General features: G+C 54.8%; 19 protein-coding genes and 4 tRNA genes. 15 read left to right on the top strand and 8 right to left on the bottom strand.

What is annotated here, in order from left to right:
- Positions 1-47: 47 nt before the first annotated feature.
- Positions 48-575, bottom strand: a complete 528-nt coding sequence (locus tag IEW52_RS02260; protein ID WP_229667754.1) for a LysM-like peptidoglycan-binding domain-containing protein — start codon at positions 573-575, stop codon at positions 48-50.
- Positions 576-835: 260 nt separating this feature from the next.
- On the opposite strand from IEW52_RS02260, the gene gltX reads away from it, so the two are divergent.
- The 6 genes from gltX (at position 836) to IEW52_RS02230 (ending at position 3742) form a co-directional block, all read left to right on the top strand.
- Positions 836-2248, top strand: a complete 1413-nt coding sequence (gene gltX / locus IEW52_RS02255) for a glutamate--tRNA ligase (protein WP_188628445.1) — start codon at positions 836-838, stop codon at positions 2246-2248.
- Between the two features lie 241 nt (positions 2249-2489).
- Positions 2490-2565: transfer RNA gene (locus tag IEW52_RS02250), tRNA-Ala, on the top strand.
- A gap of 48 nt (positions 2566-2613) precedes the next feature.
- Positions 2614-2689: transfer RNA gene (locus IEW52_RS02245), tRNA-Ala, on the top strand.
- Positions 2690-2728: 39 nt separating this feature from the next.
- Positions 2729-2804, top strand: a tRNA-Ala gene (locus IEW52_RS02240).
- A 20-nt stretch (positions 2805-2824) separates the two neighbouring features.
- Positions 2825-2900, top strand: a tRNA-Ala gene (locus tag IEW52_RS02235).
- Positions 2901-3070: 170 nt separating this feature from the next.
- Positions 3071-3742 (top strand): DNA-3-methyladenine glycosylase I, encoded by a 672-nt coding sequence (locus tag IEW52_RS02230; protein WP_188628444.1) that lies wholly within the window; start codon positions 3071-3073, stop codon positions 3740-3742.
- A gap of 181 nt (positions 3743-3923) precedes the next feature.
- Here IEW52_RS02230 and IEW52_RS02225 read toward each other — a convergent pair whose 3' ends face one another.
- Positions 3924-4538 carry an arylesterase gene (locus IEW52_RS02225; RefSeq protein WP_188628443.1) on the bottom strand — a complete coding sequence of 205 codons (615 nt, stop codon included), beginning with the start codon at positions 4536-4538 and terminating at the stop codon, positions 3924-3926.
- Between IEW52_RS02225 and IEW52_RS02220 the strand changes: the two genes are divergently transcribed.
- Together IEW52_RS02220 and IEW52_RS02215 are read left to right on the top strand one after the other, a co-directional pair.
- A complete protein-coding gene (locus IEW52_RS02220; protein WP_188628442.1) occupies positions 4537-5220 on the top strand; it encodes an ABC transporter ATP-binding protein in 684 nt (227 codons plus the stop codon). The genes IEW52_RS02225 and IEW52_RS02220 overlap by 2 nt on opposite strands.
- Complete coding sequence (locus IEW52_RS02215; RefSeq protein ID WP_188628441.1) at positions 5213-7639, top strand: ABC transporter permease; 2427 nt, start codon at positions 5213-5215, stop codon at positions 7637-7639. The genes IEW52_RS02220 and IEW52_RS02215 overlap by 8 nt, the downstream gene beginning before the upstream one ends.
- A gap of 34 nt (positions 7640-7673) precedes the next feature.
- Here the strand turns inward: IEW52_RS02215 and IEW52_RS02210 are convergent, their stop codons facing one another.
- The 4 genes from IEW52_RS02210 to IEW52_RS02195 all read right to left on the bottom strand — a co-directional run bounded on the left by IEW52_RS02210 (position 7674) and on the right by IEW52_RS02195 (position 12934).
- Positions 7674-8582: a TIGR01777 family oxidoreductase gene (locus IEW52_RS02210; RefSeq protein WP_188628440.1), complete on the bottom strand. Its 909-nt coding sequence runs from the start codon at positions 8580-8582 to the stop codon at positions 7674-7676.
- 238 nt (positions 8583-8820) lie between these two features.
- The gene (gene tpx, locus IEW52_RS02205) at positions 8821-9321 is read right to left on the bottom strand and encodes a thiol peroxidase (protein ID WP_188628439.1); all 501 of its coding nucleotides are present in this window, start codon (positions 9319-9321) and stop codon (positions 8821-8823) included.
- A 178-nt stretch (positions 9322-9499) separates the two neighbouring features.
- Positions 9500-11692 (bottom strand): phosphate acetyltransferase, encoded by a 2193-nt coding sequence (gene pta, locus IEW52_RS02200; protein WP_188628438.1) that lies wholly within the window; start codon positions 11690-11692, stop codon positions 9500-9502.
- Positions 11693-11701: 9 nt separating this feature from the next.
- Positions 11702-12934 carry an acetate kinase gene (locus tag IEW52_RS02195; RefSeq protein ID WP_188628437.1) on the bottom strand — a complete coding sequence of 411 codons (1233 nt, stop codon included), beginning with the start codon at positions 12932-12934 and terminating at the stop codon, positions 11702-11704.
- A gap of 261 nt (positions 12935-13195) precedes the next feature.
- Between IEW52_RS02195 and yfbV the strand changes: the two genes are divergently transcribed.
- The 4 genes from yfbV to IEW52_RS02175 all read left to right on the top strand — a co-directional run bounded on the left by yfbV (position 13196) and on the right by IEW52_RS02175 (position 18152).
- Positions 13196-13636: a terminus macrodomain insulation protein YfbV gene (gene yfbV / locus IEW52_RS02190; protein ID WP_188628436.1), complete on the top strand. Its 441-nt coding sequence runs from the start codon at positions 13196-13198 to the stop codon at positions 13634-13636.
- 112 nt (positions 13637-13748) lie between these two features.
- Positions 13749-14507: a M15 family metallopeptidase gene (locus IEW52_RS02185; RefSeq protein ID WP_188628435.1), complete on the top strand. Its 759-nt coding sequence runs from the start codon at positions 13749-13751 to the stop codon at positions 14505-14507.
- A 538-nt stretch (positions 14508-15045) separates the two neighbouring features.
- Complete coding sequence (locus IEW52_RS02180; RefSeq protein ID WP_188628434.1) at positions 15046-16545, top strand: alanine/glycine:cation symporter family protein; 1500 nt, start codon at positions 15046-15048, stop codon at positions 16543-16545.
- A 161-nt stretch (positions 16546-16706) separates the two neighbouring features.
- On the top strand, positions 16707-18152 hold the full coding sequence (locus tag IEW52_RS02175) for an NAD-dependent succinate-semialdehyde dehydrogenase (protein WP_188628433.1): 1446 nt from the start codon (positions 16707-16709) through the stop codon (positions 18150-18152).
- A 129-nt stretch (positions 18153-18281) separates the two neighbouring features.
- On the opposite strand, the gene IEW52_RS02170 is transcribed toward IEW52_RS02175, so the two are convergent.
- Positions 18282-18653: a hypothetical protein gene (locus IEW52_RS02170; RefSeq protein WP_188628432.1), complete on the bottom strand. Its 372-nt coding sequence runs from the start codon at positions 18651-18653 to the stop codon at positions 18282-18284.
- Between the two features lie 236 nt (positions 18654-18889).
- Between IEW52_RS02170 and IEW52_RS02165 the strand changes: the two genes are divergently transcribed.
- Positions 18890-20989 (top strand): BCCT family transporter, encoded by a 2100-nt coding sequence (locus tag IEW52_RS02165; protein ID WP_188628431.1) that lies wholly within the window; start codon positions 18890-18892, stop codon positions 20987-20989.
- 61 nt (positions 20990-21050) lie between these two features.
- Here the strand turns inward: IEW52_RS02165 and IEW52_RS02160 are convergent, their stop codons facing one another.
- Positions 21051-21731 carry an Ivy family c-type lysozyme inhibitor gene (locus IEW52_RS02160; protein ID WP_188628430.1) on the bottom strand — a complete coding sequence of 227 codons (681 nt, stop codon included), beginning with the start codon at positions 21729-21731 and terminating at the stop codon, positions 21051-21053.
- Between the two features lie 326 nt (positions 21732-22057).
- On the opposite strand from IEW52_RS02160, the gene IEW52_RS02155 reads away from it, so the two are divergent.
- Together IEW52_RS02155 and purT are read left to right on the top strand one after the other, a co-directional pair.
- Positions 22058-22627: a type 2 periplasmic-binding domain-containing protein gene (locus IEW52_RS02155; protein WP_188628429.1), complete on the top strand. Its 570-nt coding sequence runs from the start codon at positions 22058-22060 to the stop codon at positions 22625-22627.
- Between the two features lie 409 nt (positions 22628-23036).
- Positions 23037-24218 carry a formate-dependent phosphoribosylglycinamide formyltransferase gene (gene purT, locus IEW52_RS02150; RefSeq protein WP_188628428.1) on the top strand — a complete coding sequence of 394 codons (1182 nt, stop codon included), beginning with the start codon at positions 23037-23039 and terminating at the stop codon, positions 24216-24218.
- Positions 24219-24303 lie beyond the last annotated feature (85 nt).

Below are 24303 nucleotides of genomic sequence, written 5' to 3'. Positions count from 1 at the left end.
CACCGAGCCCATGGGCTCGGTGTTTTTGTGCCAGCTTTCAGCTTGCTTTACGGCGCGGTGACGACGCTGAATTCCTGCCCCATACGGCGAAAGGCGTTTAGCAGCAGCCCCTTGTCGTTGACCTCCAGATAATGCAGTCGGCCATCGGCATTCACAACCAGCGTGATATCCTGGCCGGCGCGCAAGTTGCTTAGCGGCTTGTAAGAGGGTTCGGCACGCACCAGAGCAATGAGATCGGTACCTGGTAATTGCCACTGGCGAAACAGGGCGGCCAGGGTTTCCCCCTGGGCCAGGGTATGATCGATGCGTTTGCCGCCGTTGGGCACCGCTATGTCGCGGCTGACCGCCGGGGCCAGAGATAAGCTCAGGCTACCGCTCACGGGCGCAGCAACCGGTGCTGGAGCCGGTTGCCACGCCAATAGCAGTAGCCACAGGGGGATTAGAATCAATAATCCCGCCTTGTGCATTCTGGGCACCTGGTGCAAGCCCTGTAATCCACGACCAATCCCCTGACGAACGGGCAGGGTCAACATATTGACTTTACTGGCGAAAGACTCGGGTTCGTTTCGTTTCATTGCTGCTTTTCTTCTGGACATGAATAGACACCTCTTGAGCATCAGTGTATCTGTGGTGCGCAGGCTCGACAAGCCATGAGATCGGCTCCTTTTGAGGCGACGACAACTTTTGTCAATCATCAGCTCAACACCTGAAGATGACAAAGCGTTTAACCCGTTTGCCTCGGGTGCTAAAATAGCCGTTACTTTACTTTATCCAAAGTCATTTGGGGGTTACCCCAAGTCCATTTTGGCTTTATTTACCAGCTAAGGCAGAAAGAATGACAGTTAAAACGCGGTTTGCTCCCAGCCCTACCGGCTTTCTTCACGTCGGTGGTGCCCGTACTGCCCTGTACTCCTGGCTTTATGCCCGTCACCTGCAGGGTGAGTTTGTATTGCGCATAGAAGACACCGACCTGGAGCGTTCAACTCAAGAAGCCATAGATGCCATTTTAGAAGGTATGCAGTGGTTGGGGCTGAACTGGGAAGAGGGTCCTTATTATCAAACCCAGCGCTTTGACCGTTACAATACCCTGATAGACCAGCTGCTGGTCGAAGATAAAGCCTACAAATGTTATTGTTCCCGCGAGCGGCTCGATGCCTTGCGCGAGCAACAAATGGCCGACGGCGTCAAACCTCGCTACGACGGTCACTGCCGCCATGGCGAGCATGACCATGCCGCCGACGCGCCCTGCGTGATCCGCTTTAAAAACCCGACCGAAGGCTCTGTGGTATTTGACGACCATGTACGTGGCCGCATTGAAACCGGTAATGATCAGCTGGACGACCTGATTATTCGTCGTACCGACGGCGCGCCCACCTATAACTTCTGTGTCGTGGTGGACGATTGGGATATGGAGATTACCCACGTGGTACGTGGTGAAGATCACATCAATAATACCCCGCGTCAGATCAACATCTATCAGGCGCTGGGTGCCCCGGTTCCTGAATTCGCCCATGTATCCATGATCCTGGGTGATGATGGCACCAAGCTGTCCAAGCGTCATGGCGCGGTGAGCGTGATGCAGTATCGTGACGACGGCTATCTGCCCCAGGCGCTGCTGAATTATCTGGTTCGTTTGGGCTGGTCTCATGGCGATCAGGAAATATTCTCGATGCAGGAAATGATCGAGCTGTTTTCGCTGAATGCCATCGGCAAGTCGGCCTCGGCCTTTAATACCGATAAACTGCTGTGGCTGAACCAGCACTACATCAAGACCATGCCGGCCAGCGAAGTGGCCGAGTATCTGGCGTGGCACATGCAGGATCAAGGCATTGTCACCGACCAGGGTCCAAGCCTGGCGGATGTGGTTACCCTGTACGCCGAGCGTTGCCATACCCTGAAAGAGATGGCCGAACAAAGCCGCTACCTGTTTGAAGATTTCAGCGAGCTGGATGCGGCTGCCGCCAAGAAACACCTGCGCCCGGTTGCGGCCGAGCCATTGGCTCTGGTACGCAGCAAGCTGGCCGAGCTGACTGATTGGCAGGCACCGACCATTCACGAGCAAATCAATGCCGCCGCCGCCGATCTGGAGCTGGGTATGGGTAAGGTGGGCATGCCACTGCGCGTCGCAGTCACCGGCGCGGGCCAGTCCCCCGCCATAGATGGCGTGATTGCCTTGCTGAGCAAAGAGCAGGTACTGGCACGCATCGATAGGGCATTGTCCTTTATCGAAGAGCGCGCCCAAGGCTGAGGTTTAACTTAGGCAGGAACACTCACGGCGCTGATTTTTTCAGCGCCGTTTTTTATTAATTTTTCTGACAAGTGAAGGCGTTACCACTGCAGGCTCACGAACAAAGTTGGTGGTTATCTCATCAGGGTGTTCAAAAAATGACTGCTCGGGTGGTTTTTGTTAGTTTTTGGTTGACAGAAAAAAGTCGGTTGCCTATTATGCGCCTCGCCTGAACGGTTCAATGCCGAGAAGGAAGGTAAGCGGGGCTATAGCTCAGCTGGGAGAGCGCTTGCATGGCATGCAAGAGGTCCGCGGTTCGATCCCGCGTAGCTCCACCACTTATCGAATGCAAAGTAATAAAGAGATAACAGTAATATCTGCCAAATGGGGCTATAGCTCAGCTGGGAGAGCGCTTGCATGGCATGCAAGAGGTCCGCGGTTCGATCCCGCGTAGCTCCACCAAATGGCAAAAAATGAATACCAGTAAAACAGCATTGTTTTGGGGCTATAGCTCAGCTGGGAGAGCGCTTGCATGGCATGCAAGAGGTCCGCGGTTCGATCCCGCGTAGCTCCACCAAAACAATCTGACCCAATTTCGGGGCTATAGCTCAGCTGGGAGAGCGCTTGCATGGCATGCAAGAGGTCCGCGGTTCGATCCCGCGTAGCTCCACCACTTATTGTGGAATCAAGAAAAGCCGCTGCAGAAATGCAGCGGCTTTTTTTATGTCTTTTTTGCACTTCACGCGTTCTCTCGCGCCTCGCCAGGCATCTTTTAACTGTATCAGCGGCAAGGTATTCTGTGATGATAACCCCTTGTATAAAAATTCAAACGAGACTGATTTTATGGAGCATTTTGATGACATCTATCGGCGTGCCTGCGAGCGTCATGGCGGCGAAGCGGCACTTAACGCACTCATTGCTTCACCGTTAGCAACGGACACCGAGCTGACGGCGATACCCGATGATCGCTGGTTGTCGTCTTTTACCATGAGTCTGTTCCAGTCCGGTTTCGTGCATAAGGTTATTCGCAATAAATGGCCGGAGTTTGAGCGTGCCTTCTTTGGTTTTGATCCCGAAAAAATGCTGTTGCTGGATGAGCGTCATTTCGAGCGACTGAATAACGACACCACCATTGTGCGCCACGCCAAAAAAATTGCCACCTTGCCGGCGAATGCGCGCATGGTGCTAGAGCTGGGTAGGGAGCACGGCGGTTTTGGCGCCTTTGTCGCTCAGTGGCCCAAAGACGACATTATTGGACTCTGGCTGACAATCAAACAGCACGGGCAGCTACTGGGCGGTAACATTGGCCCCTATGCCTTGCGTCGGCTAGGCGTGGATACCTTTGCCTTTACCGGTGATGTAACTGCTTATTTACGCCATCATGAGGTGGTGAGTGCGGGACTGGGTAGTAAAACAGGCATGCAGCAGGCCCAGGCGGCGTTTAACGAATGGCGCCGGCAAAGTGGCTTCAGTCTGACCGAAATCAGCAAGACCATCGCCTTTTCCATCGATTAAAAGATAGCTGTCAGCCTGTTTCTTAGTCACATCTTTTTATTGAATTAATGGTGTAGTCAGGCTGAGCGCACTACTCCGTTCGACTCGCCATAACCCATATAGGTGCAGCGTGTCGGAGGAGGCTACCGAGCTGGCTCTATGCATTATTTACTTGCTAGCGACTTGTGACTAAGAGACAGGCTTACAGCTTACGGCTATCCCTTAAATAGGGTGTTAAAAAGGCATGTACCTGGCGCACGATAAGGGGCTGGGCATCGGCGGTGGGGTGAATGCCATCGTCCATGATCATGCCGTTTTCGCCTATCAGCGGAGCCACAAAAAACGGCAGCAACGGCAGCTGGTGTGTTTCTGATAATCGCGAAAAAATAGCGGTAAATTGCTGCAAGTAACGGCGCCCATAGTTGGGGGGCAGTTGAATCTCGGTCAGTATTACCCTGGCGCCCGCCTGATTGGCCAGCGTAATCATCTGTTCCAGATTACGCTCAATAAGGGGGGGTGGCAGACCACGCAGGCCATCGTTGCCACCCAGCTCCAGCAACACCAAGCTCGGCTGATGGTTCTCCAGCAAGGAAGGCAGACGCTGCAAGCCGCCCTGAGTGGTGTCGCCACTGACGCTGGCATTAATCACCTCGACCTTGCGGTTTTCATCTTGCCACTGTTTGGCCAATAACTGCGGCCAGGCTTGCTGGGCATTCATGCGATAACCGGCACTGAGGCTGTCACCCAGGATCAAGACGGTGTTAGCATTGGTAACAAACGACACTAACAGCACCAGCAGCAGAAGGACGCGAGACATGACAGTTTCTCCCATTATCAAGGTTGCCGAACTGAGTCACAGGGTTCGGCCAGGTGATCACTCTTTGACCATCCTTGAGGGGATCAGCTTTGAAGTCAAGTCCGGTCAAAGCGTGGCGCTGGTGGGTGCGTCAGGCTCGGGCAAGTCGACGCTGCTGGGGCTGTTAGCCGGACTGGATAGCGCCAGTGACGGTGATATTGCCATTAAAGACCGCTGGCTGTCTGAATTAAATGAAGAGCAGCGAGCCCAGTTGCGGGGGGAGCACATCGGATTTGTATTTCAGTCTTTCTTGCTGCTGCCGACCCTGACTGCGCTGGAAAACGTCATGCTGCCCGCCGAGCTGCAAGGGCAAAAACAGGGGGCTCAGCGGGCCCGTGAGTTGCTGGAGCAAGTGGGGCTGTCGGCGCGCATGCAGCATTTTCCCAGCCAGCTGTCCGGTGGCGAGCAGCAGCGGGTGGCCATTGCCCGCGCCTTTATGACCCAGCCGGATATTCTGTTGGCCGATGAGCCGACCGGCAACCTGGACCATCATACGGGGGCGCAAATTATCGAATTGCTGTTTGAGCTTAATCGCACCCATGGCACCACACTGCTGATGGTGACTCATGACGAGGCATTGGCCAAGCGCTGCGAACGACGCCTGGTGATGACTGGCGGTCGGCTGGAGGAACAGCATGCGTAGCCTGGGGCTGGGATTGATATGGCGGGAAGCGGGGCGTGGCCCGCTGCGGCTGTTTGTGCTGGCGCTGGCACTTAGCGTGGCCAGTATTCTTAGCGTGACGCTGGTGGCGGATCGGTTGAATCAGGCGCTGTCCGTATCGGGGCGCGACTATATTGCCGCAGACCGCGTATTATCGGGTAGTCGCGACGCCGATCCGGCCTGGCTTGCCGAGGCCCGGCGCCAGGGGCTGGCGGTATCGCGCACCCAGTCGTTTCAAAGCGTGCTGTTTGCCGGTGACCAATTGCAACTGGCCAGCGTGCGGGCGGTAGACGATGCCTTTCCGTTTTATGGCGAACTGCAAGTCATGCCCCAACAGCCCGTTACGGCGGGCTCTATCTGGCTATCATCCCGGCTGCTGGCGTTATTGCAGCTGAACATTGGCGATAGCGTGGAGCTGGGGAATACCGAGCTCAAGGTGGCGGGGGAATTGCTTAAAGAGCCGGATCAGGGATTCTCTCCGGCATTGTTGGCGCCCAGGGCCTTGATGCATATCGATGATGTGGCGGCCACGGGTATTCAAATGGCCGGTAGTCGGGTCCGTTATGGTTATTTGTTCAAGGGCGAGCCTGCCCGGTTAGTCAGTTATGGCGCCTGGCTTGAGCCCCGGTTACAGCAAGGGCAGCATTGGCGGGGTCCCAATAATGCGGACACGCCGGTGGCTCGCTCACTGGTTCGGGCTGAGCAGTTTTTTCGTCTGGCTTCTCTGATTGGTGTGCTGCTGGGCATACTGGCGATGGCCATTGCCCTGGGCTACTTTTCTCGGCGCGAGCAAGATCGTATGGCGCTGTTAAAGACCCTTGGGGCCAGTCGGCGACAGCTTTTTTCCTGGTTGACGCGACTGCTGCTAAGTCTGTTAGTCATGGGCTCCTTGCTGGGGGCCCTGGCAGGCTACGGGCTGCACAAGCTGATCCTGCTGAGCCTGGGCGAGCTGCTGGAGGTTCCTTTACCTGCACCGTCCTTGATGCCCTTTGCGGTGGCTATCGGGTTGGCATTGTTGACGACCCTGATGTTGTCTATCGTTCCCATGCTGCGTCTGCTCAAGGTGCCGCCACTCAGGGTGCTGCGTAATGAAGCCGAGGCGCGTATTTCGCCGGTCTGGAGCCTGGGCATTTTGCTGGGGGGCACTTTTATCCTGAGTTGGCTGTTTGCCGGCTCCTGGCAGCTTGCGGCAGGTCTGCTGGTGGGACTGGTGGCATTGGTGGGCTTGCTGGGCGGTTTGTGCTGGTTGATGTTGACGCTGGTTCGTCATGGCGGAGGCGGCATCGGCTTTCGCCTGGCGGTCAGTCGTTTGCAGCGTGCGCGACTGGCTACCCTGGTCCAGTTTGGCGGCATTGCGCTGGCGTTATTCCTCGGCACCTTGTTGTGGGTGGTGCGGGGCGAGCTGGTCGATGGCTTTTTGGCGCGTCTGCCAGCAGATACGCCCAACCGCTTTCTGATTAACATTGCCAGTGAACAGCTGGATCCGTTGCGAGCCAGACTGGATCAGGCCGGGCTGGATCGTTCACAGTTTTATCCCATAGTGCGCGGGCGTTTGAGTGCCATTAACGATAAAGCCACCGTCTCCGACGTAGATAACGGTAATAATGGCGGAGTGGGCAGAGAGCTGAATCTGACCTATAGCGAACAGTTGCCAGAGGGCAATCGTCTGCTGCAAGGAGGCTGGAGTACTGCGCCCAACGGCGTGTCGGTCGAATCGGGCCTGGCGGAGCGTTTACAGCTGAGCATAGGCGATAAACTCACTCTGGACCTGGCCGGGCAGACAGTGTCGGCCAAGGTACGCAATATTCGGGAAGTCGACTGGGACAGCATGAGGCCCAATTTCTACCTGATTTTCAGCCCCGATGTGCTGGCGACCTATCCTGCCACCTGGTTGGCCAGTTTTTATCTGCCGCCGGAGCAAAAAGCACTGGAGGTGGCGTTGATTCGCGCCTTTCCCACCATGACGCTGCTGGATGTAGAAGCCTTGTTGCAACAGCTGCGAGAAGTGCTGGCTCAAGTCAGCCAGGCCTTGTTGGTGATCATGGCGCTGGTCACGGGCGCCAGCCTGCTGGTGCTGTTGGCACAGCTGGAAACCACACTGGACAGTCGCAAGCGCGAATTGGTGTTATTGCGCACCCTGGGGGCAAGTGAGAAGTTAATGAAAGCCTCTTTGCGTTGGGAGTGGCTGGCGGCAGGGCTGGTGTCGGGCCTGGCGGCGGCATTGGCCGTAGAATTGTGTGTGGCTGTGTTGTTGCCCCAATGGCTGGGGCTGGCATGGCAACCGCACCCTGGGCTGTGGATCGGACTTCCTTTGCTGGGCGCGGCACTTCTGTTACTGACAGGCAGAATGGGTGGCATTACCAGCGGCACCCTGATGCACCGGTTACGCCAGTGGGGGTAACAAAAGCCGGAAGCGCCAAGCTGTCCGCTTTCTTTTACCGTTTGGCGTTGTGGATGAGCGTTTCTTTGAGTGCCTTATCCAGAGTGGGATAGCGAAAATAAAAACCGGCTTTTTGCAGGCGTACCGGCATCACTCTTTGACCGGTCAACAGCAAGTCGGCCATTTCGCCAAACAGTAACCGCATGCTCCAGGCGGGAATACGGGCAAAGTGCGGTTTGTTCAATACCCGGGCCAGGGTGCGGCTGAATTGCTCGTTGGTCACCGGCTCCGGTGCGGCGGCATTAAAGGGGCCCTGGCACTGCTCATTTTCCAGTAAAAACAGCAGCAAGCTCACCACATCATCAATGTGGATCCACGACATATACTGTTTTCCGCTGCCAATGGGGCCACCCAGGCCTAAGCGGTAGCTGGGTAGCATTTTCTTTAGTGCGCCACCTTCGGCCCCCATGACTACCGCCAGGCGAATACAGCACACTCGAGTTTGCTCACTGGCGGCTTCGTTCGCCAGTTCTTCCCATCTGGCACACACCTTGTGGCTGAATTCCGGATGCGGATGCGAGTCTTCATCTACCAATGCCTCACCCTGGCGGCCATAAAAACCCACGGCCGAGCCGCTGATCAGCACCTTGGGCGGATGTTGGCCAGCCTTGAGTTTGTTCACCAGCTGCTCGGTAATCTGCCAACGGCTGTTACAAATGCGTTCTTTTTGAGCGGGAGTCCAGCGCTTATCGGCAATGGGCTCGCCGGCAAGATTGATCACCGCATCAAATTGATCGAGGTTCTCCAGATTGTCCAGTGAGGCCAATGCCTGAATATCGTGCCCTAGGCGTTGATGTACCTTGTTGGGAGTGCGGCTCAGCACGGTAACCTGGTGATGAGGCCGCAAATGACTCATCAAGCGATGGCCGATAAAGCCAGTACCCCCGGTTAGTAATATATTCATGATGTATTCCTCAATCTGCTATTCAGACCAACGGTGCCCTAAAGGATCATACCTTATCAGAGTATCAGAGAGCGGCAGCTGTGGGGGAGTAAAAGAGGGGGTGTGTAACGGCAGAACAGAGGCAACATAACCGAGGTTATCCACATAAACTGTGAGTAAGTCTGTAGATTACCTCGGACATTATGGCTAGTTCTTTGATATTACATCAAAAAACTGACTGGACAGGGATCCAGCAAGATCAGGATAAAGCGGCGATTGCGGCGTCGTATGCAGGCTCGTCGGTCAGCTCGGCAACGCGCTCGCTGTAAGTCACTTTACCTTGCTCGTCGATGCACACCACGGCACGGGCAGACAGACCACGCAGTGGACCATCGCTCAGGGCAACGCCGTAGGCATTCAGAAATTCTGCATTGCGAAAGGCAGACGCGGTTTGTACGTTTTCGATGCCTTCGGCGGCACAGAAACGACCCAGTGCAAACGGCAGATCCATGGAAATACACAGTACCTTGGTGTTGCCAAGGGCGGCTGCTTTTTCATTGAAGGTGCGCACGCTGGTGGCACATACGCCGGTATCTACGCTAGGAAAGATATTCAGCAGTACTTTCTGGCCTTTGAAGTCCGCCAGGCGAACGTCATTCAGATCACCGTCGGTCAGGGTGAAATCGGGAGCCGCTTGGCCTGCTTGTGGAAACTGACCGGAAACGGCAACGGAATTACCCTGGAACGTCACTGTAGACATGTATTGTGCTCCTTGTTGAAAGGCAGTGTGAAAAAAGTGTGTTGAAAGGGTTAAGTTACCAGTTTTCACCATAAGGAAAAGGTTTTTATTTTTATCGCCCACACTTGAATACGCGCCAGACATAAAAAAAGCGCCGCTGGCCTTGTACAAGGAGCGGCGCTTTCAGGCATCTTGCGGCTTAAGGTTGACTGCTGTCCGTAGGTGGACTCAGCTTGGCGGCCGCCATCTGGCTGGCCTGAATGGCGGTCAGCGCTATGGTGTAAACGATGTCGTCTACCAGGGCGCCGCGCGACAGGTCGTTAACGGGCTTGCGCATGCCTTGCAGCATGGGGCCAATGGAGACTAGCTGCGCCGAGCGCTGTACCGCCTTGTAGGTGGTATTGCCGGTGTTCAAGTCCGGAAAGATAAACACGGTGGCCTTGCCGGCAACCGGAGAATCCGGCGCCTTGGATTTGGCCACGTTTTCCATAATGGCCGCATCGTATTGCAGTGGGCCATCTATGATGAGGTCGGGACGTTTTTCCTGGGCCAGGCGGGTGGCTTCTCGTACCTTGTCCACATCGGCACCTGTGCCCGAGCTGCCGGTGGAGTAAGATATCATCGCCACTCTGGGCTCGATACCAAAGGCCAGCGCCGACTCTGCCGATTGAATGGCGATCTCCGCCAGCTGTTCGGCGGTGGGATCCGGGTTGATGGCACAGTCGCCGTAAACCAGCACCTGATCGGGCAACAGCATGAAGAACACCGAAGACACCAATGACGAACCCGGTGCGGTTTTAATGATCTGCAGCGGGGGGCGTATGGTGTTGGCGGTGGTATTGATGGCGCCGGATACCAGACCGTCTACTTCGTCACGCTCCAGCATCATGGTGCCCAACACCACGTTGTCCTTTAATTGCTCGTGGGCAACAATGTCGGTAATTCCCTTGGCCTTGCGCAATTCCACCAAGCGCTCTACGTAATGCTCCCGTACCTGTTCAGGCTCGATAATATCGACCCGTTCATCCAGCACCACGCCTTGTTGGGCTGCGACGCGCATGATTTCTTCCCTGTTACCCAGCAGCACCGGGCGGGCTATGCTGCGCTCGGCACAAATCACCGCCGCCTTGATGGTGCGCGGCTCTTCTCCTTCGGGCAGCACGATGCGCTTGGCGGCACGCCGAGCCAGTTCGGTTAACTGATAACGAAACGCCGGTGGGCTCAGGCGGCGGCTGCGGGTTGATTTGGCACTCAGCGACTCAATCCAGTGCTGGTCGATATGGCTGGCCATGTAATCCTGCACCAGCTCGATACGGGCTGCGTCATCCACCGGAATTTCAAGGTTGAAATGCTGCAGGCTCACGGCGGTTTGCCAGGTGTTGGTATCCACCATCAGGATGGGTAATCCGGTTTCGGTGGCGCGCTGGCACAAATCCATGATCTGCGGCTCGGGGTGATAGCTGCCGTTTAGCAGCAGGGCACCAATTTTCACCCCGTTCATGGCGGCCAGACACACAGCCACAATCACATCGGATCTATCGCCCGAGGCTACCAGCAAGCTGCCGGGCCTGAAATGCTGCACCATGTTGTGCAAGGCGCGGGCACAAAAGGTCACGCTTTGCAGGCGACGACTATTCAGTTTGCCTTCATTCAGCACGGTGGCATTCAGGTGGCGAGCCAGGTCGACGGCGCGCGGTGCCACCAGCTGGGTATTCCAGGGCACACAACCCAGAATACGCAGCGGGGTTTTACCAAATACCTGCAGCACTTCCAGGTTGGGGCTGTATTGCTGATTCTTGTTTTTGGGATTAAACATTTCGGTGAGATCGGGCCGGGTATTGCCCTGCTCATCCATGGGGGCGCCCACCTTGTTGATGATACAGCCCACAATACGCTTGTTGATCATGCCACCAAAGCTGGAGCAGGCCAGCTCGATACGCTCTTTCAGCTGCTGGCTGGTGTCGTTGCCGGGCTGAGCTATAAACACCATATCGGCATCCAGCGCCTTGGCGACATCGTAGTTGATGCGGTTGGCAAAGGGTTGTTTATCGGTGGGGATTAATCCTTCCACCACTATCACTTCGGCTCCGCTATCTGCCACATGTTTTTCTACCCGAGCCACTATTTCTTCAAGCAGTACATCCAGGTTGCCCTGAGAAATCATGGTTTCGGCATAGCTAAGCGCGAATGGTTCCGGCGGCTCAATATTAGAGCCATTGGCGATAACGGCGGTGGAATGGTCCTGAATTTTGCTGCGATGACGAGGTTGTGAAACCGGCTTGAAAAAACTGACGTTCACCCCGTTACGTTCCATGGCGCGTACCATGCCAAGACTGACAGACGTGGCACCCACGCCGCCACTAACGGGAACAAGCATTATCGTTCTAGCCATGAGATCCTCTTATTGTTTTGCCAACGGCATGGGGGAGGTAGCTGATTGCCCGGACAATACTAGTGCATCCTGTGCAATGACCCACTCTTCATTGGTCGGAATCACCCAGGCGGGCGTGCTGTCCGGGGTGGTAATGCAGGCGGTTTTGCCAAAGCGCGTGTCTTTGTTCGCGTCCGAATCCAGTTTGAAACCCAGCAAGCCAAGCTGGGACAGGGTTAGCTCACGTACCAGAATCGAGTTTTCCCCTATGCCGCCGGTAAATACGACGGCATCCAGCCGGCCATCCAGGGCACAGGTATAGCTGGCAATATATTTAGCCAGGCGGTAACAAAAAATATCCATGGCCCGTTTGGCTTCGGGCTGAGAATCGTAGTGCTCTGCGATATAACGGCAGTCGTTGGTGCGCCCGGTCAGGCCCAGCAGGCCGGATTCTTTGGTCAACAGAGTATTGATGCGGTCCAGGCTATAACCCAGATTATCGTGCAGATGAAAAATAATGGCGGGATCAATATCGCCGGATCGCGTGCCCATGACCAGACCTTCGAGCGGCGTCATGCCCATGGAGGTATCGACCGACTCGCCATTTTTGATGGCGCATACCGAAGCGCCGTTACCCAAATGGCAACTGATGATGTTCAGCTGCTCCCGAGGTTTGTTAAGCACAGTGGCCGCTTGTTCGGTAATAAAAAAATGGCTGGTGCCGTGCATGCCATAGCGGCGAATATCATGGTCCTGATACAGCGCATAGGGCAGGGCATAAAGATAGGCCGACTCGGGCATGGACTGATGAAAGGCGGTGTCAAACACTGCGACCTGAGGCAAGTCGGGAAACGAGTGCCGGGCCGAGGCTATGCCGATTAAATGCGCCGGATTATGCAGGGGTGCCAGACTGGCACAGTCTTCAATGCCCTTGATCACGGCGTCATCAATCAGTACCGAACGGGTAAATTGCTCACCACCGTGCACCACCCTGTGCCCCACCGCTGAAAGCTGGTGCATCAGCTCGGGATGAGGCTTCAACAGCGTGTCGACGATAAAGTCCAGTGCCCGTTGGTGTGCACTTCCCGCGCCCAGAGAGACACTGCCTTTCTGGCCATTGAGCGTCCAGCTGATGCGGGTGTCGGGCAGGTAGAAGCACTCGGCCAGGCCAGAAAGTTGCTCGGCGCCGGTGTCGGCATTCAGAATGGCAAATTTAAGCGACGAGCTGCCGCAATTAAGCACAAGAACCAGCTTGCTAGTCATCTGTAAACCCTGTCGTCAGAGAGGTCGAAAGTCTTGCTGCCCGAATGCAATATTCAGGTTATTGGCAGCGGCGGTACTCGCCAGTGTGATGCTCAACCCGCAACTTATGCCTGGTTGATGGCGCTTGCCGATGCCTTAAAATCAAGCAAATTATAATAACAGGGGGATAAACCCCTGTTGGTGGCGTAAAATAACATAATGTGACAACGGTTCTATGATATGGGTCTAGTAATGGTAATTGCGGCCTGTTTTGGAGGCATTATGGCAACATTGACTGGCACGCTACACAGAGGCAGCGCCTACCTTGACGTTTGGCCCAAAGAACGACAACTGGCGGCCCTGTTTCCCGAATATCGTATTATGACGGCGACGCGCTTGGGGCTGCGCACCATGCCGGCCCTGATCGTGCTGAGTCTGCTGGTGCAGTTTCAGGCGGGTGACCCCCGTTATTGGCCGGGAGTGGTGGCGTCTGTCATGTTTCTGGCCAGTCTGCCAATGCAGGGATTGTTCTGGCTCGGCAAACGCGCCGATACCCCATTGCCCCCCTCACTGGTTAACTGGTATCGCCAGCTTTATGCCAAAATTGTTGCCGCTGGCGTGCCGATAGCCGAACCGGTCGCCAGGCCCAGTTATTTTCAATTGGGCGAAACCCTGAGCCTGGCCTTCAAACAATTGGACAAGTCTTTCATTCGTGATTTGTGATTGATTAACGCGCCAGTTTTGCGGCCTGTTCACATAAAGAGTCTTCTTTGCTTGCAAAGTACGGTGCTTTTGGTAAGCCTGAGCCATATCTTCGTAACCGTAGGCAAACGTGATGAATTTCTTATCTCAAGCCATTATCGCCCAACCTGAGCCAGACTGGCCTCGAGTGCAGCTGATACCCATAGTCGAGGCCGATGATCCTCTGGTGCCTTTGGGGCTGGTGAATACGCCGCTGCGTTCTTACCCGACCTATTTTCATCAAAATGTGCCGGGCGCAATTAGCGAGTGTTATATTCGCCGCTCCGTATTGTATCGCCTTTACAAGGCGGCGCGATTATTGCCGTCAGGCATAGAGCTGGTGGTGCTGGATGGCTGGCGTCCGCTGATAGTGCAGCAGCATCTGTATGATGTTCTGTTTGCGGCCATGAGTGCGCATCATGTTAATGACTCCCAGCCCGAGCTCTTGAGTCGCATCCGTCATTTTGTGGCACCGCCAAGCAGCGACCCTGCGGCGCCCAGCCCACATCTAACCGGTGGCGCTGTTGATATAGCCCTGTGTGATAGCGAAGGCCTGTTTCTGGACATGGGCACCGAGTTTGATGACATCAGCCCCTGGTCTTACAGCGCGGCGTTCGAGGCCATTGAAAAGCCCAGTGCCCGGGAAGCGGAAGTCATTGAAAACCGTCGTTTGCTGCATAGCGTGATGATCCAGGCCGGCTTTACCAATCTCCCCAGTGAATGGTGGCATTTTGATTATGGCAATCAAAACTGGGCCTGGTACAGCAAGGCAGGCGAGGCTCAGTTTGGCGCCATGGAAATGCTGCCACTAAGGCAGCGCTGGCTGCGCCAGGTGGCTCTGCAAGTTCAGTAACGGCTTTCAATTATTTAATATTAATATCTTTGGTGCTGTGCATGCTCATGCACAGCATAAACCTCCGCTCTCATACGCTTGCTCGTGCAGTTATCAATGCCTGTATGTCTCATGCATTGGGTTCCGTCTATGGGCGGCTGCTCAACCAGCTCATGTGATCTTTATCCCGTTTCTTCAATTTCATTGTTCCTCGAAAAAACGGCTTACTTTCGCACACATTTAAATATTCATTCACTTCTTAAAACTGCCCTTGTCGGTTGAGTGATCTTTATTGCTGCTTAAACAGAGAGTTAGTAAGAAATCTGCGTAACGTCCTTCGGCGCTTTCGCCAATGGAATGAAATGTTATTCAAATGTTGCGTTTGTGTTTTTTTGCAAGGTGGACTTTTTGTCCGGGCTGCTCACTTGTGCTGATGAATAATGCAGAGTATTTTTCTCTGCAGCTGACGGCTTGACCCTTGTTTAGCTGTGGGTGATAAGCCTGTTTTGGCAAATGTTCTGCTGGTGCAGAGTCATTACATTAGAACAAAGGATGTTATATGAGTGACCTAGTTAATGGCATAAACAGTTATATATGGAGCCTGCCCCTGATTTACTTGTGTCTGGGCGTGGGGTTGTACTTTTCGTTGCGTACCCGTTTTTTACAAATTCGTCATATCAAGGAAATGGTTAGGCTGATGTTCAAGGGGGAGTCTTCTCCTGCCGGTATTACGTCTTTTCAAGCATTGACCCTGTCGTTGTCCGGACGAGTGGGAACGGGCAACATCGCAGGCGTGGCCACGGCCATCACCTTTGGTGGCCCGGGCGCCGTGTTCTGGATGTGGGTAGTGGCCTTCTTTGGTGCCGGTACTGCTTTTATCGAATCCACACTGGCGCAAATCTATAAAGAGAAAGACAGTAAGGGTCAGTATCGGGGCGGACCTGCCTATTACATTGAAAAAGGCCTGGGCATGAAATGGTATGCCTGGGTGTTTGCCTTGTCGACCATAGTGGGTTGCGGCTTGTTAATGCCTGGGGTACAGGCCAACAGCATCGCCTCCGGCATCGAGAATGCCTTTGGCATTTCGCCGTCGGTATCGGCCGCCGTGATTGTGGTGCTGCTGGGAATGATTATCTTTGGCGGTGTAAAGCGCATTGCGCACTTTACCCAGATAGTAGTGCCCTTCATGGCGCTGGGTTACATCCTGGTCGCCTTCGTGATTATCGCGATGCACATCGAGATGGTTCCCGATGTGGTCAGCCTTATTGTTGGCAGTGCTTTTGGCATGAAAGCCGGTTTTGGCGCCATTCTGGGGCTGGCTATCGAATGGGGCGTCAAGCGCGGTATTTATTCCAATGAAGCAGGGCAGGGCACAGGTCCTCACCCAGCGGCGGCCGCCGAGGTCTCTCACCCTGCCAAGCAGGGGCTGGTGCAAGGTTTCTCCGTGTATGTAGACACCCTGTTTGTGTGCAGCGCGACTGCGTTCATGATCATCATTACCGGTGCCTATAACGTGATGGGCAAAGCCGGTGAGGCCATCGTGGAGCAGCTGCCAGGCGTTGAAGCGGGTCCGGGGTATACCCAGGCCGCCGTCGAGTCGGTGATGCCGGGCTTTGGTGGCATGTTTGTGGCCATAGCGCTGTTCTTCTTCGCCTTTACCACTATTTTGGCTTACTACTATATTGCCGAAACCAATGTGGCGTATATCAACCGCCATATCCATCGCCCCTGGCTGATGTTCTTGCTGAAAATCGCGCTTATGTCGTCCGTGGTGTACGGCGCGGTTAAAACGGCCGAACTGGCATGGGGATTGGGTGACATAGGCGTGGGCTTGATGGCGTGGCTGAATATCATCGCCATTTTGCTGCTGCAAAAGCCGGCATTACTGGCTCTGAAAGATTACGAGGCGCAAAAAGCCCAGGGTTTGGATCCCGTTTTCGACCCGACAAAGCTGGGCATCAAAAATGCGGATATCTGGACGACAGACAAGGCGGGTAATACTCACTCTGTGCCAGACACCGAGCCACCCGGGGTGCCAGCGCAAACCGAACGCGGTTAACGTCTCTTCTTTATTATTCAAGCCGGGCTTAGCCCGGCTTTTTTGGTTTATGTGAGTAAGGTTATACATCTTGCGCTTACGGTTGCACCCGTACCCGATTACCGATAGCGTCATTATTGATCCCATGTTCGTCATACATTCACCGATAAAGGAGAAGCTAAATGGACAGTTCGCATTTCTTATGGCAAACCGGTTGGTATTGCGACGGTCAGTGGCATGACTGTGAGCAGCAGTATGACGTGAACAACCCGGCCAACGGTCAGCTGCTGGCCAAGGTTGCCCGGTGTGGCACTCAAGAAACGGAAACCGCCATTACCGCCGCCACGCGGGCGTTTGACAGCTGGCGCAAAAAAACGGCCAAAGAGCGGGGAGCCGTGTTGCGCCGCTGGTATGAATTGATGATGGAACATCAAACTGCCCTGGCCGAGCTCATGGTGCTTGAGCAGGGTAAGCCACTGGCCGAAGCCAAGGGTGAAGTGGCCTATGCCGCCAGTTTTCTGGAGTGGTTTGCCGAAGAGGCCAAACGTGCCTATGGCGATACCATTCCCAGCCCCACGGCGGAAAACCGTCTTTGGGTGATCAAGCAACCGGTGGGCGTGGTGGCGGCCATTACTCCCTGGAACTTCCCTATTGCCATGCTGACCCGCAAGGTCGGGCCCGCCATTGCAGCCGGCTGTACCGCCGTGGTGAAAGCCTCCAGCGAAACTCCGCTGTGCGCCAATGCTCTGGCCGTGCTGGCCGAACAGGCGGGACTGCCGCCAGGTGTGCTGAATCTGGTCTCGGGTGATACCGCCGCCATCAGTGACGCCTTGATGAGCAGCAGCCAGGTGCGCAAGCTGTCTTTTACCGGCTCCACCAATGTTGGCAAGCTGCTGATGGGCAAGGCGGCAGACACGGTAAAAAAACTGTCGCTGGAGCTCGGCGGCAATGCGCCTTTCATTGTGTTTGATGATGCGGATCTGGACGCGGCTGTTGCCGGTGCCATGTCCTCCAAGTTTAGAAATACCGGCCAGACTTGCGTGTGTGTAAACCGTTTCTTTGTGCAAGAGGGCATTTATGATGCCTTCGTACAAAAGCTGGCCGAGGCCGCCACTGCGCTCAAGGTGGCCGACGGCCTGACCGAGGGTGCCGAACAGGGGCCGCTAATCAACCAGGGCGCGCTGGAAAAAGTCGAGCAGCACGTCAGCGATGCACTGGCTAAAGGCGGCAAGCTGATTTGCGGCGGTGCGCGGCACCCGCTGGGCGGCACCTTCTATCAGCCTACCGTGATTGCCGAGGCCAACGAAGACATGCTGCTGGCCCATGAAGAAACTTTTGGTCCGGTAGCGGCCTGCTTTCGTTTTAAAGAGGAAGCTGACGCCATTAAACGGGCCAATGACACGCCTTTTGGCCTGGCGGCCTATTTTTATACCCGGGATCTCAATCGGGTATTTCGGGTGTCTGAAGCGCTGGAGTCAGGCATGGTGGGGGTTAACGCCGGCATGATCTCCAACGAAGTGGCCCCCTTTGGTGGTGTAAAAGAGTCGGGCCTGGGCCGAGAGGGCTCGCGTATCGGCCTGGATGAGTTTCTGGAAACCAAATACGTGAATCTGGGGCAGGTTAACTGACGTTGAATATACTTCGCTAATATAAATCATCTATCCAAGCCGCTGCTAACAGCGGCTTTTTAATGGTACCGCAATAGACAGAACGTATTAGGCTGAATAGCAACAAGATTGAAAAAAGTTTTCAGCCGGTTATCTGACCGAGAAATGCAGCGTGCTGCCCCTGCCCTGGGTGGCAGAGCGAGAACGATTGCCGCTTTTTTCCACATTCAACGTTAACTGTCCGCCGCTTAACAGCGTGACGGTGCCGCTGATGGCGTCGCCAGCATAGAGGTGCCTGGCCGGAACGCGGCCATCTTGTTCCTGATATTCACGGATTTGACCTGCGTTTTCTACCGTCCAGTGTGCCGAATACGCCGTTCCGGGCGTGCCGCCGAACTCGAGGTTGATGACGTCTTCAGCCCAAGCCTCTGGCGTCAGAATGTTCAACAACAATATGAGCAGTGCCCAGGTGTACCGTATGGCGACCTTCGGCAAGCCACGGCGAGTTGTTTTCCCTTGCATAATACCTCCCGCTGAAAGCGGCCAAAAATGTCTTTTTAGTATAGGGGCATGGGATAGCTATTATCGGTAAAGCGAGTTGTTAATACCGACGACATTCAATAGCGGCTAAAAACTTGGGCGTATTATTATCGTTCATTTGACTCCAGCTTATTACCCAAAGCGAGTGGCTTTTGCGATAGACTCAATTCGAGCACGCTGCATTTTATGACATTAAATAATAATACAGGAGTTCTATTATGGTTTCGGAAAAAGCGAACTCGGAAAAATCGCCTCCCTCATCAACGGTGCTAATACCGGTTTTTATCCCTGCCGTGATTGTGATTGCGCTTATGGTGATTGGCACCATGAGCAACCCCACTCAGGCCGGAGAGCTGTTTTCCAGCGTACTGGGCTACATCACCAAAACCTTTGGCTGGTTCTACATGCTGTCGGTGGCCATCTTCCTGGTGTTTGTGGTGTCGGTGGCCTTCAGTAAATGGGGTAATATCAAGCTTGGGCCAGATCATGCAGAGCCGGAATACAGCTTTGTCGCCTGGTTTGCCATGCTGTTTTCGGCCGGTTACGGCATTGCATTATTGTTCTTTGGCGTGGCCGAGCCGGTGTTGCATTATGCTTCACCGCCACAAGGGCCGGCGCTGACCGTAGACGCCGCCAAGCAAGCCATGCAAATCGCCTTTTTTCACTGGGGCTTTCATATCTGGGCCATTTACGGCCTGGTCGGTTTATCACTGGCGTACTTTGCTTTTCGCCATGGGCTGCCGCTGTCGATGCGCTCTACCTTGTATCCGCTGATTGGCGAAAAAATTCATGGCCCCATGGGGCATACCGTGGATGTGTTTGCCATTTTGGGCACCCTGTTTGGTATTGCCACCACACTCGGCTTGTCGGTGGCGCAAATCAACGCCGGCATGAATTATCTGTGGCCGAATATTCCGGTGAATACCACGGTGCAGATTATTGCCATTGCCGTGATTACCGGGCTGGCCATCATGTCGGTGGTGGCAGGCATGGACAAAGGCGTAAAGCGCCTGTCGATGCTGAACATGGCGCTGGCCATTTCGCTGATGCTGTTCGTGTTTGCGGTGGGGCCGACCATCTTCATCCTCGACACCTTCATGCAGAATACCGGCAGCTATTTAAGCAACATTGTCGAGCGTACCTTTAATCTGCAGGCCTATACCGCCAGTGACTGGATTGGCAACTGGACCCTGTTTATCTTTGGCTGGACCATCGCCTGGGCGCCGTTTGTGGGGCTGTTTATTGCCAAAATCAGCCGTGGCCGTACTATTCGCCAGTTTGTGGTAGGCGTAATGGTGGTGCCGACCATTTTTACCTTCTTGTGGTTCTCGGTGTTTGGTGACACCGCCTTGCACCTGATCATGGTGGATGGCTATACGGCACTGATCGATGAAGTGCAGGCCGATCATGCGATTGCCTTGTTCAAATTGTTCGAACGGCTGCCACTGACGTCTATCGTGTCGTTTGTCACCGTGGTGTTGATCATTACCTTCTTTGTTACTTCATCGGATTCGGGCTCTCTGGTCATTGATTCGCTGGCTTCGGGCGGTGCTCAATATACGCCGGTGTGGCAGCGAGTGTTCTGGGCAACCACCGAAGGGGTGGTGGCTGCGGCACTCTTGCTGGCCGGTGGTCTGGGGGCCTTGCAAACCGCCTCTATCGTCAGTGCCTTGCCCTTTGCCATTATCATGCTGATTGCCATGGTCGGCATGTGGCGGGCCTTGATTATTGAAGGGCATCACGAGGTGAGCCTGCAACATCATATGCAGTCGGCCAAGAGCGGGGCCAAGGCCGGGCCGGGTTTCTGGAAAAAGCGTCTGGCCAACCTGGTGGACTTTCCGGCTCGGGATGCGGTAGAAAAATTTATTCGCACCACCTGTTTTCAGGGCATGCACAAGGTGGAGCAGGAGCTGGAGCAGCAAGGCTGGGAAGCCGAAGTGACTTTTGACGAGCAAAATTGCCGCGCGCAGTTTCAGGTGTTTCAGGAGGGTAAACTCGAGTTTATCTATGAAATTCGGCTGCGTGGTTATGCCTTGCCTGATTTTGCCTTTCCGGAAACCGAGCGGGATCTGGACGGGGATGAACATTACTATCGTGCCGAGGTGTTCCTGCGCCGGGGTGGCCAGGCTTACGATGTATACGGTTATGATCAGCAGGATATCATCAGCGATATTCTCGACCAGTTCGAGAAATATCTGCATTTCTTGCACATCTCGCCGGGCATTTTGCCCTGGAAGATGGAAGAGCATGATGATGACCTGGTCAACGAAAGCGATCATCCGCCAGAAGACAGTTATCTGGCCGACAAACCGATGTAGCCGCTAGCCGCCAGCAGTCAAAAACAACAATGGCGTGGTTAACCACGCCATTGTTTTATGCTTAATTCAAAGACTCTAGGGGGGCCGTGTTGGCGGGTTTTGTTTCTGCCGCCAGTTTGCTCTGTGCCGTCGCCTTGAGCTTTTCTTCCACCTTGGCATTGGCGGCGGAGTCAGTCTGCAATGCTTGCAGCTGCGCTTGTGCCGCCTTGAGCTTTTGCTGGGCCGCCGTCAGCTCTTGCTTTAGTTGACGTCGCTCTGTTTCCACGTCTGCAGCTGCTGCCTTTGCGCCGGCAGAGTCAGGCTCGGCCAACCAGGTTTGAACGGTTTGTGGCCATGCCACCGTTTGTTCGCTGTCCGACTCGGTAAACACCTGGGTAAGATCTCCCTTGTTTAGCAAAGCCGACATTTGGTTGGTTTGAGCATTCCATACCAGGCTGGCCCGATCAGATCCCTGGGTCAGGGTGTCATTGGATGCCAGATAAAACAGGGTACCTTCTTGCTGTAATTTAGGGGCGGTGCGCAGCAGGGCCAGCGTGTCTTGATAGTCGTCGCCCAGCAAGGCCGTCATGCGGTTTTTAATCATGGGCTGTTCAAACAGCTTGCTGCTGCTGGGATCCAGCCCGACCAAAGGCTTGATCAAAGACCACATCAGCTGGTTTTGTCCCATGGCCAACATGGGGGCAACGCAACCGCTGAGCAACCAGCAAAGTGCGGTAACGGTTAACAGGTTAGATAGACGCATCTTGTATCCATTTGAGTAAGTAAATAAAGGTTTGCCTAACTGATCCTCGGCGTGGGCCCAGGTCCGAAAAGGTGGCGCACATTAGCACAATTTCTGTTAAAAGCATCCTGGGTGGTAACCGCATTTTCACGGTATTTACGGCGGATTCTGATTTAGTGAAACAAGCAGGGACTCAGCCTAAGTGTTGCCGTCACCACATGTTTCTTTCTTCGCCAATCGCGATCAGCCGCCCGTGATCAGCCGTGGTTAAAACATGCCGGATCACATGCTATTGGCGTCACTTTCTGGCACTCTTAGGGGGATTGCGATTCATTGGAGAACAGGGAATGCGACGATTGATATCCCAGGCAGCGCGACGATTTACACTATCGGTGCTATTGCTGTGCGGACTGCTGTTAGCGGCCTGTACCGATTCATCTTCCAGGCAGATTCATTTGCTTACTGGCGCTAATCCCGCCGAGCTGGCCCGCACTCATCTGGCGGGTGCCGTATTACGAGAACAGGGCTTTACCGTTACCATTGAAGAAGCCCGGTTAGGGCAAATCTGGCAGCGACTCTGGGCCGGTAAAGCCGATGCCAGTGTAACGGTATGGCTACCCGATGCATCAGCCCCTTTTGTGGAGCGCTTTTTTGACCGGCTGGACGACTTAGGCCCCAAAGGCACTGCTCTGGCGGAAGAAAGCGAAATATGGCCTGTTAACGATAAACCCCATACGGTGGTGCGCCGCAGTCTTGAGCAGGAATCGCCCGAAGCGCTGGCTATTTTGCGCAGTCTGCATTGGCAGCCGCAGGATGTAACGCACATCATCAACAGCTGGCAACAAAGCCAGAACTGGACCCTGGCGGCAGAAAGCTGGCTGGCAGAACAGGCCCCTTCGGAAAGCGTTAAGCCGTAATCTGGAGGCTAACAGACTGTCTCTCAGTCACATCTTTTTGTTGATGTTTTTGAAATGAGTGTGGCTTGTCAGGCAGAGAGCACAGCTCCTCCGACTCGCCGCTGGGCTTGCCATCTTTGCCCTCCCGTCGACAGCGGAGTTGCCTGTGAGTGCGATCAACAGACGGCTCCGTATCGTTGAAAGAGGCAGTAGGAGTTGTCGGAGTCAACCGTCAAATGCCAGGGACGGCATTTGACGAGCGTTGTATGGATGCGGCTTAGCGCGTTGGCGTAGGCAATCCTGCTGCCTCTTTGCACTACATCAACAGCTGATTGACTTGTGACTAAGACAGACTGGAGTCTAACAGACCCTAGCTTATTACTTTATTTTTGGCCGCCGTGGGTGGCCTGCTTTTACAGGAACAGCGCAGATGACAACAATTGGAACTCCTCTTTCGGCTACGGCCACCCGAGTATTAATGTGCGGCGGCGGCGAGCTGGGCAAAGAAGTGGTCATTGAACTGCAGCGCCTGGGCGTAGAAGTGATAGTGGTGGACCGCTATGCCGACTCGCCCGCCATGCAGGTGGCCCATAGATCCCACGTGATTTCCATGCTCGATGGTGCGGCACTCAGAGCCGTCATCGAGCAAGAGCAGCCGCACCTGATCGTGCCCGAGATTGAAGCCATCGCCACCGACACCCTGGCCGAACTGGAGCAGGAAGGCTTTACCGTGATCCCCTCCGCCCGCGCTACCCAGCTGACCATGAACCGCGAAGGTATTCGCACCCTGGCGGCAGAAGAACTGGGGCTGGCGACGTCGCCGTACCGTTTTGCCGGTACCCTGGCCGAGTTTAAGGCGGCCATTGCCGAGATCGGGCTACCCTGTGTGGTCAAGCCGATCATGAGCTCATCCGGTAAAGGGCAGAGCACCTTGCGCCAGAAGAGTGACATTGAAGCGGCCTGGCAATATGCCCAGGAAGGCGGTCGAGCCGGCGGTGGGCGCGTTATTATTGAAGGTTTCGTTGAGTTTGATTATGAAATCACCCTGCTTACGGTGCGTCATGTCAACGGCACCAGCTTTTGCGAGCCGATTGGCCACCTGCAGGAAGACGGCGACTATCGCACTTCCTGGCAGCCCCAGGTGATGAGTGCGGCGGCACTGGCCGCCTCGCAACAGGTTGCAGAGCAAGTGACCGGTGCCCTGGGTGGTTTTGGTGTATTTGGCGTTGAACTGTTTATTCGTGGTGATGAGGTGTTGTTCAGTGAAGTGTCGCCACGGCCGCACGACACCGGCCTGGTCACCTTGATTTCGCAAAATCTGTCGGAGTTTGCCCTGCATGCCCGTGCCATTCTGGGCTTGCCAATCCCGCTGATCCGCCAGTATGGTCCTGCCGCCTCGGCGGTGATTTTGCCTGAAGGGCTGTCTTGTCAAACCCGCTTCGGCGGCCTTAACCTGGCGCTGGCCGAGCCGGACACCGAGCTACGCCTGTTCGGCAAGCCCGAGATTAATGGCCGCCGTCGCATGGGCGTTGCTCTGGCGCTGGCCGACAGCATCGAAGCAGCCAAAACCAAGGCCAGCGACTGTGCCGCCAAGGTCACCGTCGAGTTCTAAAGACTAAGAATTCTTGCAACGGAACCCGCAGAAAACGCGGAAAAATAGTGATCAAATCTGAAAAGTAATTTTATGTTAAGAGCTA

Source organism: Oceanisphaera marina (assembly GCF_014643915.1).
Lineage (GTDB): Bacteria > Pseudomonadota > Gammaproteobacteria > Enterobacterales > Aeromonadaceae > Oceanimonas > Oceanimonas marina.
Note: the sequence above shows the minus strand (reverse complement) of the source record. Positions and strands in the feature narration are given on the sequence as shown.

Coding starts and splice junctions, on each gene's coding strand:
- IEW52_RS02165 (WP_188628431.1), top strand. CDS start 18,890: ATGGTTTCGGAAAAAGCGAACTCGGAAAAATCGCCTCCCTCATCAACG.
- IEW52_RS02225 (WP_188628443.1), bottom strand. CDS start 4,538: ATGTCTCGCGTCCTTCTGCTGCTGGTGCTGTTAGTGTCGTTTGTTACC.
- IEW52_RS02210 (WP_188628440.1), bottom strand. CDS start 8,582: ATGAATATATTACTAACCGGGGGTACTGGCTTTATCGGCCATCGCTTG.
- IEW52_RS02170 (WP_188628432.1), bottom strand. CDS start 18,653: ATGCAAGGGAAAACAACTCGCCGTGGCTTGCCGAAGGTCGCCATACGG.
- purT (WP_188628428.1), top strand. CDS start 23,037: ATGACAACAATTGGAACTCCTCTTTCGGCTACGGCCACCCGAGTATTA.
- IEW52_RS02230 (WP_188628444.1), top strand. CDS start 3,071: ATGGAGCATTTTGATGACATCTATCGGCGTGCCTGCGAGCGTCATGGC.
- IEW52_RS02185 (WP_188628435.1), top strand. CDS start 13,749: ATGAATTTCTTATCTCAAGCCATTATCGCCCAACCTGAGCCAGACTGG.
- IEW52_RS02215 (WP_188628441.1), top strand. CDS start 5,213: ATGCGTAGCCTGGGGCTGGGATTGATATGGCGGGAAGCGGGGCGTGGC.
- IEW52_RS02260 (WP_229667754.1), bottom strand. CDS start 575: ATGAAACGAAACGAACCCGAGTCTTTCGCCAGTAAAGTCAATATGTTG.
- pta (WP_188628438.1), bottom strand. CDS start 11,692: ATGGCTAGAACGATAATGCTTGTTCCCGTTAGTGGCGGCGTGGGTGCC.
- yfbV (WP_188628436.1), top strand. CDS start 13,196: ATGGCAACATTGACTGGCACGCTACACAGAGGCAGCGCCTACCTTGAC.
- IEW52_RS02195 (WP_188628437.1), bottom strand. CDS start 12,934: ATGACTAGCAAGCTGGTTCTTGTGCTTAATTGCGGCAGCTCGTCGCTT.
- IEW52_RS02180 (WP_188628434.1), top strand. CDS start 15,046: ATGAGTGACCTAGTTAATGGCATAAACAGTTATATATGGAGCCTGCCC.
- IEW52_RS02220 (WP_188628442.1), top strand. CDS start 4,537: ATGACAGTTTCTCCCATTATCAAGGTTGCCGAACTGAGTCACAGGGTT.
- IEW52_RS02175 (WP_188628433.1), top strand. CDS start 16,707: ATGGACAGTTCGCATTTCTTATGGCAAACCGGTTGGTATTGCGACGGT.
- IEW52_RS02155 (WP_188628429.1), top strand. CDS start 22,058: ATGCGACGATTGATATCCCAGGCAGCGCGACGATTTACACTATCGGTG.
- gltX (WP_188628445.1), top strand. CDS start 836: ATGACAGTTAAAACGCGGTTTGCTCCCAGCCCTACCGGCTTTCTTCAC.
- IEW52_RS02160 (WP_188628430.1), bottom strand. CDS start 21,731: ATGCGTCTATCTAACCTGTTAACCGTTACCGCACTTTGCTGGTTGCTC.
- tpx (WP_188628439.1), bottom strand. CDS start 9,321: ATGTCTACAGTGACGTTCCAGGGTAATTCCGTTGCCGTTTCCGGTCAG.